The organism is Variovorax multivorans, from assembly GCF_051216835.1.
Lineage (GTDB): Bacteria > Pseudomonadota > Gammaproteobacteria > Burkholderiales > Burkholderiaceae_C > Variovorax.
Window position 1 is genome coordinate 485,125 of record NZ_JBPJZL010000005.1, and the last position, 15,896, is coordinate 501,020.

Below are 15,896 nucleotides of genomic sequence, written 5' to 3' on the forward strand. Positions count from 1 at the left end.
GAAGGCTTCACTGATCCGGATAGTGCCACCGCCGCACCGGCCCCGGAACAAAGGCATTGGTGCGCGCGACGTACTCGCGGTATGCGGGGCGACGCTCTCCGATGTCGGCCTCGAGCATGCGCACGCCCGAGACCTTGAGCAGCAGCCACGTCATGAGCAGCGGCGACACCACGCTCCACGCGCCGCTCCACCCTGCCCCGCCCATGGCCATCAGCCAGATGCCCCACCAGACACAGGCCTCACCGAAGTAGTTGGGATGCCGCGTGTGGCGCCACAGGCCGCGGTCCATTACCTGGCCTGCATTCTTCGGGTCGGCCCTGAAGCGCGCCATCTGCGCATCGCCGATGGCCTCGAAGAAGATGCCGAACAGCGCCAGCGCCGCGCCCACTGCGTCGAACACTCCCAGCGGCCGCGCCGCCGCCATGCCCGGCAGAAACGGCGCGGAGACGATCCACGCCAGCACCGCCTGCAAGGCGAACACGAGATACAGGCTCCTGAAGCCGAAGTTCGGCTGATTGCGCGCGCGAATCGCCTGGTAGCGCCGGTCTTCGCCGTGGCCCCAGTTGCGCCAGGTGATGTACAGGCACAGCCGCACAGCCCACGCTGCGCCAAGCACCGCCATCCACAACCCGCGCACCGTCTGCACCGGCAGCAGCGCGAAATACACGAGACCCGCGCCCACGATGAAGACCGGCCACATGCGATCGACAAGGCTCGCGTCGTGCCGCACGAGGCTCACCACCCACGTCAGCAGCGCCAGCGATACGGTCCATGCCAGGCCCGCAATCGCTACTTCCGTTACGCCACTCATGCCCTGCGCTCGAAAAGATAGTGGCTCACCCACCAGCGCTGCCCATGGTCGAAGCCGAACAGCTCAGCCACCGACATGAAGAACAGCCGCCAGCGCGTCCACCACACATTGGCCTCGGCGCCGTACGTGGCCTGGAACAACGGACGCAGCGCGTCACGACGCTCGTCCATGTTGCGCAGCCAGGCCTCGGCCGTGCGCTGGTAGTGGCTGCCTTCCCAACGCCAGCGGCGCAGCAGCCGCAAGTCGTCCTGGCAGTGCAGCGCCAGATCGTCGCTGGGCATCATGCCGCCGGAGAAAAAATACTTGCTCATCCAGTCGCTGGGGTCACGCACCTCGAAGGGATACGGCGCCTCGCGATGGGCAAACACATGCATGAAGAAGCGCCCTCCGGGCTTGAGCCAGCGCGCCACGTTGGCAAAAGCCTGCGGCCAGTTGCGCAGGTGCTCGAACATTTCGACGGACACCACCCGGTCGAAGCGCTCGTCGGTGTCGAAGACGTTGATGTCGCGCGTCAGCACGCGCACATTGCCCAGCCCCCGCTGCGCCGCCTGCGTCTCGATGTACTCGCGCTGCGAATTCGAGTTCGACAGCGCCGTGATCCGGCTGCCCGGATAGCGCTCGGCCATCCACAGCGTGAGCGAACCCCAGCCGCAGCCCAGCTCCAGCACGTCTTGCCCATTGCCCAGGCCGGCGCGCTCGCAGGTGGCGGCCAGCGCGGCGGACTCGGCCTGCTCCAGCGTGCGGGTGCCCTCGGGCCAGTAGCAGCTGCTGTACTTGCGGTGATTGCCCAGCACCTCGGCGAAGAAGGCGGCGGGGACTTCGTAGTGCTGTTCGTTGGCTTTTTCGGGCAGGGGCGCCAGGTTCGCCGCGCCCATGCGAGCGACGAAGTCTTGCGTCAGCTCGGCCACTGCCAGGGCGTTGCCAGCGTGCAGTTCGGTGAGCCGGTCTTTCAGCAGGCGGCGGATGCCCTGGCGGACGACAGTGTCGGGCACCAGGCCCTTTTCGACCCAGCGGATGGCGAATGCGATGTCCTGCGGCATGTGCGGGTTCCTCGTTGGCGGGCACGTCGGTGCGCGTGTCGTACATGCCTGTACGCGGCGGGATGGATTTTGGATGAGCCCTTGCCAATTGTGGACTTCAGTACCAAGAGCGGTCGCTCGGGATCGGGCTTCGAACTTTCACTTCAGCCTGATTACAGACCTTCCCTCCAGATCGCGCAAAGCGTCTCGTGTTCCCATCGACGCCAGTACTCATCGTGTTGTGTCTCAAAATGTGGCTGCCAACAAGAACCGCCCGCCCGGCGGAGGCGAGTGAAGGGACCATGAACTATCAATCCAAGATTAGCTCCGACGCACCTGTCGACAACCCCGCGGATGATGCCTTCGGATTCTCGAGCTTCGCGAGGAATCTGGCTAAGGCCATTCGCGGCACACCAAGCCCAAATGGCCTAGTGATGGCTATCAACGGCCCTTGGGGCGCAGGCAAATCTAGCCTGTTGAATCTGGTGATGCACGATCTCAATACCGTTCATGAGGCCGAATGCCCCATCGTCATTGAGTTCAACCCGTGGTGGTTCAACGGCCGGGACCAGCTCGCTTCCCAGCTGTTAGCGCAGTTCAGCATCAGACTGCGCAACGAGTCGGCAACGCTTCTCAAAATCGGCGAGCTGATGGCGGAGTATTCGGGAGCTCTGTCCCAAGCTGTTGCACTATCAACCGGGTTGCCCTGGATCGACAAGCCCGTCAATGCCATCCTGAAGATGCTAAAGCGCAAGCCGCGCGAGGTCCCTCAGCTCAAGTCGGAGATTGCAAAGCTCTTGAGGAATTCCAAACGGCGGGTCCTGGTCATCATCGATGATCTGGATCGCCTGACACCCGATGAGATCCGCGAGGTGTTCAAGGTGATCAAGGCGCTCGCGGACTTCCCGAACCTAATCTACCTGCTGTCTTTCGACAAAAACGTCGTCGCCGAGGCCCTAGGCAAGTCTTTGGGTGTGGATGGCAGCGCCTACCTGGAAAAAATTGTCCAAGCCTCGTTTTCCTTGCCCGCCGTCGACAAGCTACGCCTACAACAGAAGCTGTTCGTAGACCTAAACGTCTTGGTGGATTCACTCCCCATGGTCAAGTTTGATACCACCTATTGGGGCAACGTCTACTTCGATGGCCTGGATGCTTTCATCGCTAAACCGAGAGATATCGTCCGCGTAGTTAATGCTTTGGCGGTCACCTATCCCCCCGTCGCTGGCGAAGTCAACCCTGTCGACTTCATCGCTCTTGAGTTCCTGCGGGTCTTCCAATCGACAGTCTATGGGGTCGTTCGCGACAACAGGGATATGTTCACCGGCGTGCTGAGTGATTCGGCGTACCAACGCAACGACGTAAAGGACTTCCACGAAGCATGGCTAGGCGAGTTGGACGCGAGAACACGCCAGGTGATCAAGCCATTGATGATCCGCCTGTTCCCGAAGGTCGAATCGGCTCTCGGCAACATGAATTACGGCATCGACTTTCTAGGACGCTGGCGACAAGAGTTACGCGCGTGCTCTGCCGATCTGTTCGACCTCTACTTCCAGTTCAGCGTACCGGACGGCTACTTGTCCCGAGCGGAATTCACTAGGTTGCTGGATCTGTCGGCTGATCTCCCCGTTCTAGTTGCGACCCTGAAGAGCGCAACTAAGGCCGTCCGACCAGATGGACACTCGAAGGCCAGAGATATCGTCGATCGCCTGACTCAATTGCAGGACGGAGAGATCTCAAGCGAGACCGCTGAGCGCTTGCTTCGTGGAATCTTCGCACTGGACGAGGACTTATTGATCGCCGCTGACGAGCGTGGCGGCATGATGCGGCTACCAAACTCATGGCGCCTCAATTTCTTGCTGAACCGTCTCCTCGCATTCGTACCCGAAGCTAATAGAGCTGGCTTCCTGATCCATTGCATTGAAGGCAGCAAAGCCTACGCGGCCATGATCGACGTTGTTAGCCAACTTGCAACAAGCAAGGACGACCCGGAAAAGCATCGCCCTTGGATGGACGGCATCGATCAAGCGGCCATTGATGCCTTGAAAGCTGCCGTGTTAGCGGAGCTGGAGAAAGTGTCCATGGACGAGTTGCTGACCACGAGTGACACCCGCCTCATCCTCAACGCCTGGTCGGGCTGGAGCGACCCGGCCTTCGTGAAAGACAAGCTTGCCACGGTGCTGAACGACGACACGCAGATCGCCCGAATGCTTGAGAAGTTTCTTGGCCTTGGAAGCTCTCACGCCTTTGGTGATCGAGTGGCACGAACGACATATCACCTCGACCCTCGCAGCTTGGAACCATTTTTCGAGCTAGAAGACCTAGCGGCCCGAGTCGAAGCGCTCTTGCCTAATCTGCCCAGCGATTCGCTAAGTCGAAAGGCCGCGGAGAGATATCTGCGCGGTATGGCTCTCTTGCGAGAAGGGAAACCGACTGGCGCCGGCGTTTTTGACCACTATTGAAGCTGTGCTCGCGTGATGGCCGTAAACCAGCCCATGAGCGGCCGGCAGCAAGGATTGACAGCGTCCATTTCGATGACGTCCATTGGACGGTTAGCAGTTGCTCGGTCAAACAGTCCGAACTGCTGCTCTTAGTCAACTGCTTTAGTTCTCGGTCTTCGAGCGACTGGCGGCCATCGCCACAAAGCGAGAGTTCGTGGCGCGGCCTCCAAGGACCTTTTAGGGAGCAAAGCCGACAGCCGCACCACGGCACGGCCGACTGGTCATTGCGGGCTTTTCACTGCGCACCGCCACCCTCGCCTACGGCCACACGCCACGACTGAATCGTGACCTCGGCCGCTTCAATACGCCGTTGCAGTTCTTCATTGACCAGCCGCACCAGAGCACCGAGTTCGGTGCGCGTCGGATAAACCTCTTCCGTGTCGTTCACCCGTTGCGGAACGATGAGCTTTTCAAGACACGCATAGGCGCGATGCACAGCGTGAAAGCTGTCGATGTCATCGCACGCCTGCAGCACAAGCGATTCAACGCTAGCGGCTTCAGAAGATTCGGGAAGTGAGTGAACGTGCGCAGATGCGCGAGCGGATGCAGCCATGAATGGCCTCCAAGTGATTGCGGTTTGCTGAAACCGCCGCACCCGAGTCCAAGCGGAGGCGGCAGCTCGACGGGTTGGACTACCGGGCAACCACTTGCGTGAAACCGGCCGGGCTCGCGCCCGCCCATCGAGCCGCCAAAACTGGAGGCACGAACGACAAAGCCGCAGACCCTGCGGGGAAACTGCGGCTTGCGTCGCAGTGATTGCACGGGAGTCCAAGCCCGATCACGCCTCTTTTTGACGTGACCGGCGCAGTATAGCCACGGGCAACGGTATGCCCCTACCCCCTAGGGCTTCAACACAACTCGATGGTCTGGCGCAGCAACGCTGATTGCTCGGCACTCGGCCCGACGAGGATCTCGACTTCGCCCGCCTCGAACAAGGGCTGCAGGTCTGGCCCGAGGTAGCGCAACTCGGCGGCCGGCAGCTCCAGGTTCACCGAACCGGCAACGCCCGGCATCAATCGCAGCTTCGCGTAGCCCTTGAGTTCCAGCAGCGGCCGGGTAACACGGCCTAGCTTGCCGCGAACGAACAGGAAGACAGTCTCTTCAGCCTCGCGCGCGCCAACGTTGCGCAGTCTGACGCTGATCTTCAGCGCGTCCTGCTCGCACACGCGCCGCGGCTCGACCTGAAGCTCGTCGTATAAAAACCGGCCGTAAGTCACGCCGTGGCCGAAGGCATACAGCGGCGTATTTTCAACGTCCTGGTACCTGCTCGTGAAGTAGTCGGCGGGATTCATCGGCCGGCCAGTGGGGCGCTGGCCGAAGTAGATCGGCAGTTGCCCGACGGCGCGCGGCCAGCTCATCGGTGTGCGACCGCTAGGCGATACCCGGCCCGTGACCACGTCGGCGATCGCATGGCCGGCTTCGACGCCGAGGAACCACGCAGCCAGCAGCGCATCGGCGTGTTCGGCCAGCCAGGGGACGACGAGCGGACGGCCCGAGAACAAGATTGCGACGACGGGGATGCCGAGCGCGTGTGCACGTGCCGTCACCGCTTCGGCCAGAGCCTGTTGCCGGCCGGGAAGCGCGGGCGTGGCGCGGCTCGCTGCCTCGCCACTCATGGTGGCACGCTCGCCCAGGCACAGCAGGACGGCGTCGACGCCGTCGCACAGCAGGGCGGCAGCCTCAATGCCGCTGTCGTCATCACTCTCGATGGCAACGCCGGGTGCATGGCGTATGTCGGTCTGCGGCAGCGCGGCGCGCAAGCCGGCAAGCACGCTGACGGCCGGCTCGTCCCCGCCGGCACCCCACCACGGGCCTTTCATCTCGGTGCTTGCGTCGGCCAGCGGGCCAATCACGCACAGTGCCTTCGCCGCAGCAGGCAAAGGCAGGGTGTCCCGCTCGTTCTTCAGCATGACGATGGCCTTGCGCGCGGCGTCGCGCGCAACTGCGTGCCGCTCGGCGACAACCGCCGCGAGTTCGGGTGTCGCGCCGCGGCGGTAGGGGTCGTCGAACAGACCGAGCTGTTCCTTGAGCCGCAACACGCGGCGCACGCTCGCGTCGATCTCTTCGATCGTCACCCGCCCCTGCTCGAGCGCGATCGGCAGACCCTTGCGATACGCGTCGGCCATCATGTCGATGTCGACGCCGGCCTTCAGCGCCAGTACCGCGGCGTCGACGAGATCGGCCGCAACGCCGTGCTTGATCAGTTCCGCGATCGCGTTGTAGTCGCTGACGATGACGCCGTCCCAGCCCATCTCGCCGCGCAGCCAGTCGCGCAGCAAGGGGATGTGCGCCGTCATCGGCACACCGTTGAGATCGGTGAAGGCGGGCATCAGCGTCGCAACGCCGGCACGCACCGCTGCTGCAAAGCCCGGCAGATGCACCTCGTGCAAGGTGCGCTCGGAGATGTCCACGGCGGCGTACTCCCGCCCCGCGGTGACTGCGCCGTACGCGACGAAATGCTTCGCACAGGCGGCCAGCGATTCGGCCGATGACAGGTCGGCCCCCTGGAAGCCGCGCACCTTGGCCTGCGCGATGCGTGCGTTCAGCCAAGGGTCTTCTCCGGGCCCTTCCGCGGTGCGGCCCCAGCGGGGATCGCGCGATACATCGAGCATCGGCGCGAAAGTCATCGCCAGGCCGTCGGCAGCGCCTTCGCGCGCGGCCTCGCGCGCCGTGCGCTCCCAGAGGTCTTCGTCGAAGGTGCCGGCCTCCGCAAGCGGGATCGGAAAGAGCGTGCGATGGCCATGAATGATGTCCAGGCCGATCAGCAGCGGAATGCCGAGCCGTGACTTCTCGACGGCCAGTCGCTGCATCTCGTGCGTGTGGCCGGCGCCGACCATGTTCAGCAGATTGCCGACGGTGCCGTCGATGATCGACTGCGTGGAGTCCCCCGCGAGCACCGGCCCGGTGACCGTGTAGCCGGAGGCAGTCATCGTCAGTTGACCCAGCTTTTCGGCTAGTGTCATCCGGGCCATGAGGGTGTCGATGCGGCTCATCAGGGATTTCGAATAGAACCCAAGGGCCTTAATGATGGCATGCTGCGGGCAGAGAGCCCTCGGCCGCGTGGCGCCGCCGACGATTCGGTGAAACCAAAAGTGACACCCGGGACAACAACGAAAGGAGCCGTTCGTGTTGATGGATGACAGGAACCCGAGGGCACTGGCAGCCCTGCCCGATGAAGCCTTGATCGACGCCGTGCAGCGGCAGACCTTCCGCTATTTCTGGGACGGTGCGGATGCAGACAGCGGCCTGGCGCTCGACCGCCGTACGCTCGTCGGCGCCACGGGCGAGGACCTGGCCGACGACAGGGTCGCGATCGGCGGCACGGGCTTCGGCATCATGGCCTTGATCGTCGCGGTGGAGCGCGGCTGGGTCACGCGGGACGCAGCGCTGGAGCGCCTGGGGCGCATGCGGGACGCCCTCTTTCGCGCCAGGCGCTACCACGGCGCCTTCCCTCACTTCATGGACGCAGCGAGCGGCGCGACGATCCCGATGAGCCCCAAGGACGACGCGGGCGATCTGGTCGAGACCTCGTTCCTCTGCATGGGCCTGCTCTGTGCGCGTCAGTATTTCAGCGAGGACACGGCCGCGGCGCGCCGGTTGCGCAGTGACATCGACACGCTGTGGCACGAGGTCGAATGGAACTGGTTCACCCAGGGCGGGCGGGACGTGCTGTATTGGCACTGGAGCCCGAACCACGGCTGGGCGATGAACCATGAAGTGCGCGGCTGGAACGAGTGCCTCATCACCTACCTGCTGGCGGCGGCCGCGCCGCGCCATGCGATCGATCCGCGGGTGTACCACCGCGGCTTTGCGGCGGGGCCCGGTTTCCTCAACGGCCGGTCGTACTACGGCATCGAAATACCGCTGGGCATGCCGTACGCCGGCCCGCTGTTCTTCACGCATTACTCGTTCTGCGGCCTCGATCCGCACGGCCTGAAGGATCGCTACGCCGACTACTGGGACCTCAACTGCCGCCACCTGCAGATCAACCGTGCGCACTGCATCGCCAATCCTCATGGCCACCCGGGCTACGGCGAATCGTGCTGGGGCCTGACCGCCAGCGACGACCCCGACGGCTACCTCGCCCACGCCCCGGACATCGACAACGGCACCATTTCGCCGACGGCCGCGCTGGCCAGCCTGCCGTATGCGCCCACCGAGGTAATGCAGGTTCTGCGGCATTTCCTCACCGTGCATGGCACGCGATTGTGGAAGGACTACGGCTTCATCGATGCGTTCTGCGAACGGCGCGATTGGTTCGCAGAGACATATCTCGCCATCGACCAGGGCCCGATCGTCGTGATGATGGAGAACCATCGCACGGGCCTTCTGTGGAAACTGTTCATGAGCGTGCCCGAAGTGCAGGCCGGGCTGCGCGCCCTGGACTTCAGCAGCCCGCATCTCGGGTCGCCTGCACCGTGACCTTCAGCGTGGCGAGCCAGCAAGACCCGGCTTTCGAGTCATGGCTCGAAAGACAGCTGTCTGCTTCGGCGAGCGCGATGCTGCCCTGCATCTCGCCGGTGTCGATCGTCAAGCATCGCCCAGGCTTCGGTCAGACCATACGGCCGGTTGCCGGCGCCATCATCGCTTCGCCCGTACTCGGCAACTACGACCCGGACCCGGACTACTTCTTTCATTGGTTCCGCGACTCTGCTGTCGTCATCGATGCATTGCGCCTGCTCTACGCTGACCGACGCATCGGCGACGAAGCCCTGCAGCATCTGCGCGATTTCACCCGCTTCAGCCTTGCCGTGAACGGGCTCGACGGCCGCGCGGTTGCCGCGGAGCCAGGCCGCAGAGCGCGCGTGGCCCCCGAACTCCTGCAGTACCTGCGCGAAGACCATGACCTCGCGAGCGTCCACGGCGATGCCGTCGTGGCCGAAACGAGGGTGAACCCCGACGGCACGCTCGACGTCCTCCGATGGGCGCGCCCCCAGCACGACGGGCCGCCATTGCGCGCGCTGGCGCTGCTGCGCTGGGCGGCCGGCGGGCACCTCGACGCGGCCCTGCTGGCGGAGGTCACGCCGCTGATTCGCTTCGACATCGACTTCACGTTGCGTCACTGGCGCGAGCCGTCGTACGACATCTGGGAGGAAGAACTCGGCCGCCACTACTACACACTGCGCGTCGCAGGGGCCGCGCTGGCCGAAGGCGCGGCATGGCTGGAGGGCCTGGGCGACGCGGCGCTGGCGCAGCGCTGCCGGGAGGAGTCGCGGGCCGTGCGGCGCCTGCTAGACGACTTCTGGGTGGACGAGCGAGACGATCGCGACTCGCTGCGCGGCTACTACCGTTCACGCGTGCTGGCGGACGGCCAGCCCAGCCCGAAGGCGCTGGACATCGCGGTGATCCTGTCGGCAATCCACGGCCTCGACACCGAGGCCACGCATGGACCGGCCGATCCGCGCATGCAAGCCACGCTGGCGCGACTCGACGCGCTGTTCGATGCGGCCTATCCGATCAACCACGGCCGTGCCGCAGGCCGTGGCGCGGCGATGGGTCGGTACGCTGGCGACGTGTACTACTCGGGCGGTGCGTACTTTTTCTCGACGCTCGGCGCCGCCGAGTTCTGTTTCCGCGCTGCGGCGATGGGCGGCGATGCACGCCATTGGAGCCAGTGGATGGAGCGCGGTGACGCCTACCTCGCCACGGTACGCGCATACACGCCGGCCAGTGGTGATCTGTCGGAGCAGTTCGACCAGCGCAGCGGCGCGCAGACCTCGGCGAAGCAACTGGCATGGAGCCACGCCGCGTTCATTTCGTGTGTCTCGGCGCGCCGCATCGCGGCCGCCGCTCGCCAGGCGCCGCAGGAGCGATGAGCGCAAGGCCGGAGAACCGTGTCGAGCCGGCTGCAAGAGCCGGCGTCTTCCGTCAGGTTCGCGAGTTGCTCGGCGCCTTGCGAGTGTCCCCGGTCGCGAAATCGCTTGTCGCGCTGATGGGCGCGATCGTCGTGGTCGTCGCTCTCACGGCGTATGGGCAGATCGAACTCAATAGCTGGAACAAGCCTTTCTACGATGCGATCTCGCGTCGCGACCTGAGCGAATTCGTCGTGCAGGTAGGCGTCTTCGCCATCATTGCGGGCGTGCTGCTGGTCTTGAACGTCGCGCAGAGGTGGCTGGGCGAAACCTTGCAGCGGAAGCTGCGCGAGGCCGTGGTCACTGACCTCGTAGGGCTGTGGCTGCAGCCGCGCCGGGCGTTCTGGCTCCAGGCCAGCGGCCCGATGGGAGCCCATCCGGATCAGCGCATGCACGACGACACGCTGAAGCTGTGCGATCTCTCGGTCACCCTCGGCGTGGGTCTGTTGCAGGCAGCGATGCTGTTCGGCAGCTTTGCGAGCGTGCTGTGGGTCATCTCCAAGGACTTCAGCCTCTTCTTCAACGGCGAGGACCACGTGTTGCCGGGCTTCATGTTGTGGGCGGCAATTGCCTATGCGATCGCCGGCTCGCTGCTTACCTACTGGGTCGGCAACGGCCTGATCTCGCGCAACGCCGAGCGCTACGCGCGTGAAGGCGAATTGCGCTTCTCGCTGACGCGCATCAACGAGCATCTCGACGGCATCTCCCTGGCTGGTGGCGAGGCCGACGAGAAGCGTCGCGTTGCCATGCATTTCGGCGACGTCTTGCGCGCCACGTCGCGCGTGGTGCTCGGGCTGACCAACCTGACCTGGGTCACCGCGGGCTTCGGCTGGGTCACCATCATCGCGCCGACGCTGGTGGCCGCCCCCCTCTACTTCTCGGGGAAAGTTTCGTTCGGTGGCCTGATGATGGCTGCCGCGGCCTTCACCCAGGCGCAGTCGTCGCTGCGCTGGTTCGTCGACAACTTCAGCATCATTGCCGACTGGCGCGCCACGCTGCTGCGTGTCACCGACCTGCGCCGGATGCTGGCGTCCGATCTGGAGGCACAGGCAGGCGGCAGCCGCATCGCTTATCAGGAGAGCGAAGCCGGGACGCTCGCAATCGAAGCGCTCGAGGTTCGCTCCTGGACCGGCCACGATCAGCTGGACGACCCCAGTCTCGTCGTGCACCGCGGCCAGCGAGTCTTGATCCTCGGCACACCGGGCACGGAGAAGACCCTGCTGTTCCGGGCGCTGGCGGGCCTCTGGCCCTGGGGCTGCGGCACCGTGCGCCGGCCCGTCGGCGAGACGATCCACTACATGCCGCGCGGCACGCCCTACATTCCCCGCGGCACGCTGGCCGAAGTGCTGTCGTATGCGATGGAGCCATCGACCTATCCGAGAGAAGCCATGGTGGCCGCACTGGCAAGTGTGGGCCTCCAGCGTCTGGAACAGTTGCTGAACAAGACGGGTCGCTGGGAGAGCGAGCTCAGCATGGACGAGCAGTTGCGGCTGGGCTTCGCCCGCGTGGTGCTGCAGGCACCGCCCTGGCTGGTGATGGACGAAGCCTTCGGCGCGTTCGACGACGACACGCTCGAACTCATCATCGACGCGCTGGGCAAGCTCACGCACACGGGCATCGTTCACATAGGCTCGGCCGGAGGAGCGCACGACCGGCTGTTCACGCAGGTGGTGCACCTGGTCAAGGCGCCGAACGCCGTGCCCGAGGAGCAGCGACCATGAGACACCCCGGGTCAACCGCCAGTCGTGCGCGTCGCGCCCTCATGCGGCTGATGCTTGCGCTACCTGCCTGGCCGACCTGGTCCTGGGCGGCGGATTTCGGCTTCCGGCCACCGCGCGATCCTGACGATGCCACCGCGGCGGACCTGATGCGAGACTTGGCCGAGCGCATCTTGCCGGTGTACCAGGAGGCGGACACCGATGTCTTCCTGGCCAACCTGACCGCCCTGCAGATCGTCAGCGGCGCCTATCGTGCAGCCTACGACAGCAGCACGTCCCTGCGCAGCCGCCGCCAGGGCAAGCCGTTCGACGGTCTGGTCGAGCGCGCGATCCTCGACGGCATCTATGCCCATGCGCGCACGCTCGAAGCGGACGGACGCCTCGGCTTCGCAGAAGCCTACGCGCGCTCGTTCCAGGAACTGGTGTCGCCGCTCGACAACGCGCAAGCCCAGGCCATCATGGCGCGGCTCGAAACCCCACCGGCGGTGTACAGAGAGCCGCTGCGCCAGGCCTTCGATCTCTGGCGCGCGAAGGGCAGCCTTCCGCAGGCCGATGCTCTGGCGCTCGTGCGAACCTGGCTTTCGTACCAGTCGCGCAGCAGCTTCCGTGCGCTGCTGCCCGAATTGTTCGCTGCGGAAAACCGCAACCGCTACGTGGCGGAGGCTGACCTCAGGATCCCCGTGCGCGGGGGTGTGATCCATGCGCGCCTGGTTCGGCCCGGCCGCGCGAACGACGCACTGGCAGCCCTGCCGACGCTGCTGCGCTTCACGCTCGATCCCGCCGAGGACGACGCCCAGCGCAGCGCTGCCAAAGGCTACGTCGGCGTCACGGCGTACGTGCGCGGACGCACGCCCGACGGCAAGGGTGCCGTGTGGCCGTTCGTTCGCGACGGCGAAGATGCCGCTGCCGTCATCGACTGGATTGCCCAACAGGCGTGGAGCGACGGCCGCGTCGCCATGCTCGGCGACGGCTACTCCGGCTACGCCGCCTGGGCCGCCGCCCGCAGGAGACCGGCTGCCCTCAAGGCCATCGCCACGATCGCACCAATGGCGCCGGGCATCGACTTCCCGATGGCCGGACAGATCTTCCGCAATGCCATGGTCCGCTGGGCGCAGGAGCACGCGGCTGCCGAGCCCCTGCGGGCCGGCGTCGACGCCGACGCCGACCCGGACGCAATGTGGCAGGCACTCGACGCGCGCTGGCATCGCGGCAATCGCCCCTACTGGGACATAGACCGCGTCCTGCTGGGCAAGCGCAGCAGGCTGATCCGAACCTGGCTGACGCACCCGAGCCACGATCGCTACTGGCAGAAGTTCTTGCCGTCGGCGGAGCAGTTTGCGCGAATCGACATCCCGGTGCTCAGCTTTGCCGGCTACTACGGCGTCGACGCCGGCGCGCTCTACTACCACCACGAGCATCTTCGCAACCGGCCGCAGGCCGACACGACGCTGCTGCTCGGCCCCTACGACGCGGCCTCGATCCGGCGCGGCACGGCGCCGACGCTGCGCGGCTACACGCTCGACCCCGCCGCACGCGTCGACCTGCCCGAACTGCGCTACCAATGGCTCGACCACATCCTGAAGGGCGCGAACAAGCCTTCTCTGCTGATGGATCGCGTCAACTACCAGGTGATGGGCGCGGACCAGTGGCGCCATGTGCCGACGCTGGACGCGCCGGAGCGCACCCGCCTGCGCCTTTACCTCGACACCCGCGAGCGCGACGACCCGCACCGCCTGTTGCCATCGTCGCCATCCGAAGGCGGTGGCAACGTGCGGCTCTCGATCGATCTCGCCGATCGACGCGACGTGCGCACTCCGTGGCCGGACGCGCTTCGCATGAACCAACTGCCGGCGCGCAACAGCATCAGCTTTGTCAGTGATCCGCTCCCGGAGGGCACCGAGATCGTCGGCAGCCTGCGCGGCGTGTTCGACATCACGCCCTCGCGGCAGGACGTGGACTTCAACATCTCGCTGTACGAGCAGACGGAAAGCGGCGAATACCAGCTGCTGTTCGATCCCTACGACTTTCGCGCCAGCTACGCAGGCCATCGCGTGCGTCGCAGGCTTCTGCGGGCCGGGGAGCGTCAGCTGCTTGCGTTCACCACCGAACGCGTAACGGCTTGCAGGCTTGCAGCAGGCAGCCGCATCGTGCTGCTGATCAGCATCAACAGGCGCCCCGACCGGCAGATCAACTACGGCAGCGGCAAGGACGTGAATTCGGAAACCATCGCCGACGCGAAGTGGCCCGTGCGCGTGCGCTGGCATGCGCGCAGCTACGTCGAGATCCAGACCGGCAAGTCTTGATTGCTCATCGTGTCTTCGGACCTTTGTCGTTCGTGGCGCCGATAACGACGCCTTCGTAGGGCGCCAGCACCAGGGGCCCCTTGATGAACTCGGCGCGCGCAGGATTGGTCGATGCCAGCACGATCGGCTGGTGCGACATTAGCGCCGGCGAAATCGGCGCCGGAATGGCGCCAAAGTTCAAAAGCACCACCAGTCGCTGCCCTTCGCCGTTGCGCGCATAGGCGAGCACCTCGCCCCCGGCTTCAAGCGTTTCATAGTTGCCCCGGTTCAGCGCAGGCTGCGCGCGGCGCAACGCGATGAGGCGCCGGTAGAGCGCCAGCATCGACCCTGCGTCACGTGATTGCGCTTCCACGTTGTTCGTGGGCCAGTCGGCTGCCAGGCGCAGCCACGGCGCACCGGTCGTGAAGCCCGCATGCTCTGCGGCGCTCCACTGCATGGGTGTTCGCTCCGGGTCGCGACCCAGGCCCATGCCAGGCTTGTTCTTCTCGAACGGGTCCTGCACTTCATCGGCGGGAATGGGGACGTCCGTCATGCCGATCTCGTCGCCGTAGTAGAGCGTCGGCGTGCCGCGCAGCGTGAGCAGCAGCATGGCCGCGAGCCGCGCCATCTGTGGCCCGACGCGGCTCGCAATGCGGGATCTGTCGTGGTTGCCCAGCACCCAGTTCGGCTGGGCGCCGGCGGGCAAGGCGGCTTCGTAGTCGCGCACGAAGCGGTCGATGCGCGCCGCCTGCCACTCGGTTGAGATCAGCTGAAAGTTGAAGGGCAGCTGCACGCCTTCGAGCACACCTTCGGCGTTGAGTCCGTAGTAGGCGACCAGGCGCGGGAGCGGCAGGTAGAGCTCGCCGATCAACATGCGCGACGAGCGTGCGTCGCTGAACGCATCGACCACGCGGCGCATCTCGGCCACGATCGGCTGCACCTCCGGCAGGTCGGTGTTGTAGAGCATCAGCCAGCGAAAAAATGGGTCTTGTCCCTCTGCGAAGTCCGGATTCGGCGGGTTGTCGCGGAACTGCGCGTCCTTGATGATTTGAGAGAGCACGTCGACGCGGAACCCGTCGACGCCGCGCCGAAGCCAGAAGCGCAGCACCTCGTACATCGCGGCTCGCACTTCGGGGTTGCGCCAGTTGAGGTCGGGCTGCTCCTTCAGGAACGAATGGCAGTAGTACTGGCCGGTGGTCGCATCGAAGGCCCAGGCCGGGCCGCCGAAATTGCTGAGCCAGTTGTTGGGCGGCCCACCGTCCGGCGCCGGGTCGCGCCAGATGTACCAGTCGCGCTGCGGATCGCTGCGTGCGCTGCGGCTCTGCACAAACCACGGATGACGGTCTGACGTGTGGTTGGGCACGAAGTCCAGAATGAGCTTGAGCCCTCTCGCGTGGGCCTCCTGCACCAGCGCATCGAAGCCGTCCAGCGTGCCGAAGCGCGGATCGATGTCGCAAAAATCGGAGATGTCGTACCCGAAGTCGGCCATCGGCGAGGGATAGATCGGCGAGATCCAGACGGCATCGACGCCGAGCGAGACCAGATGATCCAGCCGGGCGCGGATTCCGCCCAGGTCTCCGATGCCATCGCCGTTGCTGTCCTGAAACGAACGCGGGTAGACCTGATAGACGATTCCGCACTTCCACCAGTCGTCGGCTGACATCTTGATCCCCTCATGCTCGGTTTCGGGTGGGTCCATTTTCTCCAGAAAGAAAA

General features: G+C 65.1%; 10 protein-coding genes. 5 read left to right on the forward strand and 5 right to left on the reverse strand.

All coding sequences use genetic code 11. The features are described 5' to 3' along the window. Positions 1–7 precede the first annotated feature (7 nt). A complete protein-coding gene (locus tag ACSFCA_RS15630) occupies positions 8–811 on the reverse strand; it encodes a DUF1295 domain-containing protein (protein ID WP_258353710.1) in 804 nt (267 codons plus the stop codon). After that, positions 808–1,851, reverse strand: coding sequence for an SAM-dependent methyltransferase (locus ACSFCA_RS15635; protein ID WP_435460102.1), 1,044 nt, complete (start codon positions 1,849–1,851; stop codon positions 808–810). Before ACSFCA_RS15635 ends, ACSFCA_RS15630 begins: the two co-directional genes overlap by 4 nt. A gap of 281 nt (positions 1,852–2,132) precedes the next feature. Between ACSFCA_RS15635 and ACSFCA_RS15640 the strand changes: the two genes are divergently transcribed. Then, positions 2,133–4,289, forward strand: a complete 2,157-nt coding sequence (locus tag ACSFCA_RS15640) for a KAP family P-loop NTPase fold protein (protein ID WP_435460103.1) — start codon at positions 2,133–2,135, stop codon at positions 4,287–4,289. A 274-nt stretch (positions 4,290–4,563) separates the two neighbouring features. Here the strand turns inward: ACSFCA_RS15640 and ACSFCA_RS15645 are convergent, their stop codons facing one another. Further along, positions 4,564–4,881, reverse strand: coding sequence for a hypothetical protein (locus ACSFCA_RS15645; RefSeq protein WP_435460104.1), 318 nt, complete (start codon positions 4,879–4,881; stop codon positions 4,564–4,566). A 295-nt stretch (positions 4,882–5,176) separates the two neighbouring features. Then, positions 5,177–7,321, reverse strand: coding sequence for a glycoside hydrolase family 3 N-terminal domain-containing protein (locus ACSFCA_RS15650; protein ID WP_435460105.1), 2,145 nt, complete (start codon positions 7,319–7,321; stop codon positions 5,177–5,179). Positions 7,322–7,460: 139 nt separating this feature from the next. Here ACSFCA_RS15650 and ACSFCA_RS15655 point away from each other — a divergent pair, with 139 nt between their 5' ends. Genes ACSFCA_RS15655 through ACSFCA_RS15670 form a run of 4 tightly spaced genes read left to right on the forward strand, consistent with a single transcriptional unit; the run spans position 7,461 to position 14,201 of the window. Further along, positions 7,461–8,750, forward strand: a complete 1,290-nt coding sequence (locus tag ACSFCA_RS15655) for a glucoamylase family protein (RefSeq protein WP_435460106.1) — start codon at positions 7,461–7,463, stop codon at positions 8,748–8,750. After that, positions 8,747–10,144 carry a glycoside hydrolase family 15 protein gene (locus tag ACSFCA_RS15660; RefSeq protein ID WP_435460107.1) on the forward strand — a complete coding sequence of 466 codons (1,398 nt, stop codon included), beginning with the start codon at positions 8,747–8,749 and terminating at the stop codon, positions 10,142–10,144. The genes ACSFCA_RS15655 and ACSFCA_RS15660 overlap by 4 nt, the downstream gene beginning before the upstream one ends. Continuing rightward, on the forward strand, positions 10,141–11,901 hold the full coding sequence (locus ACSFCA_RS15665; protein ID WP_435476985.1) for an ABC transporter ATP-binding protein/permease: 1,761 nt from the start codon (positions 10,141–10,143) through the stop codon (positions 11,899–11,901). Before ACSFCA_RS15660 ends, ACSFCA_RS15665 begins: the two co-directional genes overlap by 4 nt. After that, a complete protein-coding gene (locus ACSFCA_RS15670) occupies positions 11,898–14,201 on the forward strand; it encodes a CocE/NonD family hydrolase (protein ID WP_435460108.1) in 2,304 nt (767 codons plus the stop codon). The genes ACSFCA_RS15665 and ACSFCA_RS15670 overlap by 4 nt, the downstream gene beginning before the upstream one ends. A 4-nt stretch (positions 14,202–14,205) precedes the next feature. Here the strand turns inward: ACSFCA_RS15670 and ACSFCA_RS15675 are convergent, their stop codons facing one another. Beyond that, positions 14,206–15,843 carry an alpha-amylase family glycosyl hydrolase gene (locus ACSFCA_RS15675; protein ID WP_435460109.1) on the reverse strand — a complete coding sequence of 546 codons (1,638 nt, stop codon included), beginning with the start codon at positions 15,841–15,843 and terminating at the stop codon, positions 14,206–14,208. Positions 15,844–15,896: the final 53 nt, after the last annotated feature.

Coding starts and splice junctions, on each gene's coding strand:
- ACSFCA_RS15665 (WP_435476985.1), top strand. CDS start 10,141: ATGAGCGCAAGGCCGGAGAACCGTGTCGAGCCGGCTGCAAGAGCCGGC.
- ACSFCA_RS15635 (WP_435460102.1), bottom strand. CDS start 1,851: ATGCCGCAGGACATCGCATTCGCCATCCGCTGGGTCGAAAAGGGCCTG.
- ACSFCA_RS15650 (WP_435460105.1), bottom strand. CDS start 7,321: ATGAGCCGCATCGACACCCTCATGGCCCGGATGACACTAGCCGAAAAG.
- ACSFCA_RS15640 (WP_435460103.1), top strand. CDS start 2,133: ATGAACTATCAATCCAAGATTAGCTCCGACGCACCTGTCGACAACCCC.
- ACSFCA_RS15630 (WP_258353710.1), bottom strand. CDS start 811: ATGAGTGGCGTAACGGAAGTAGCGATTGCGGGCCTGGCATGGACCGTA.
- ACSFCA_RS15675 (WP_435460109.1), bottom strand. CDS start 15,843: ATGTCAGCCGACGACTGGTGGAAGTGCGGAATCGTCTATCAGGTCTAC.
- ACSFCA_RS15655 (WP_435460106.1), top strand. CDS start 7,461: ATGGATGACAGGAACCCGAGGGCACTGGCAGCCCTGCCCGATGAAGCC.
- ACSFCA_RS15670 (WP_435460108.1), top strand. CDS start 11,898: ATGAGACACCCCGGGTCAACCGCCAGTCGTGCGCGTCGCGCCCTCATG.
- ACSFCA_RS15645 (WP_435460104.1), bottom strand. CDS start 4,881: ATGGCTGCATCCGCTCGCGCATCTGCGCACGTTCACTCACTTCCCGAA.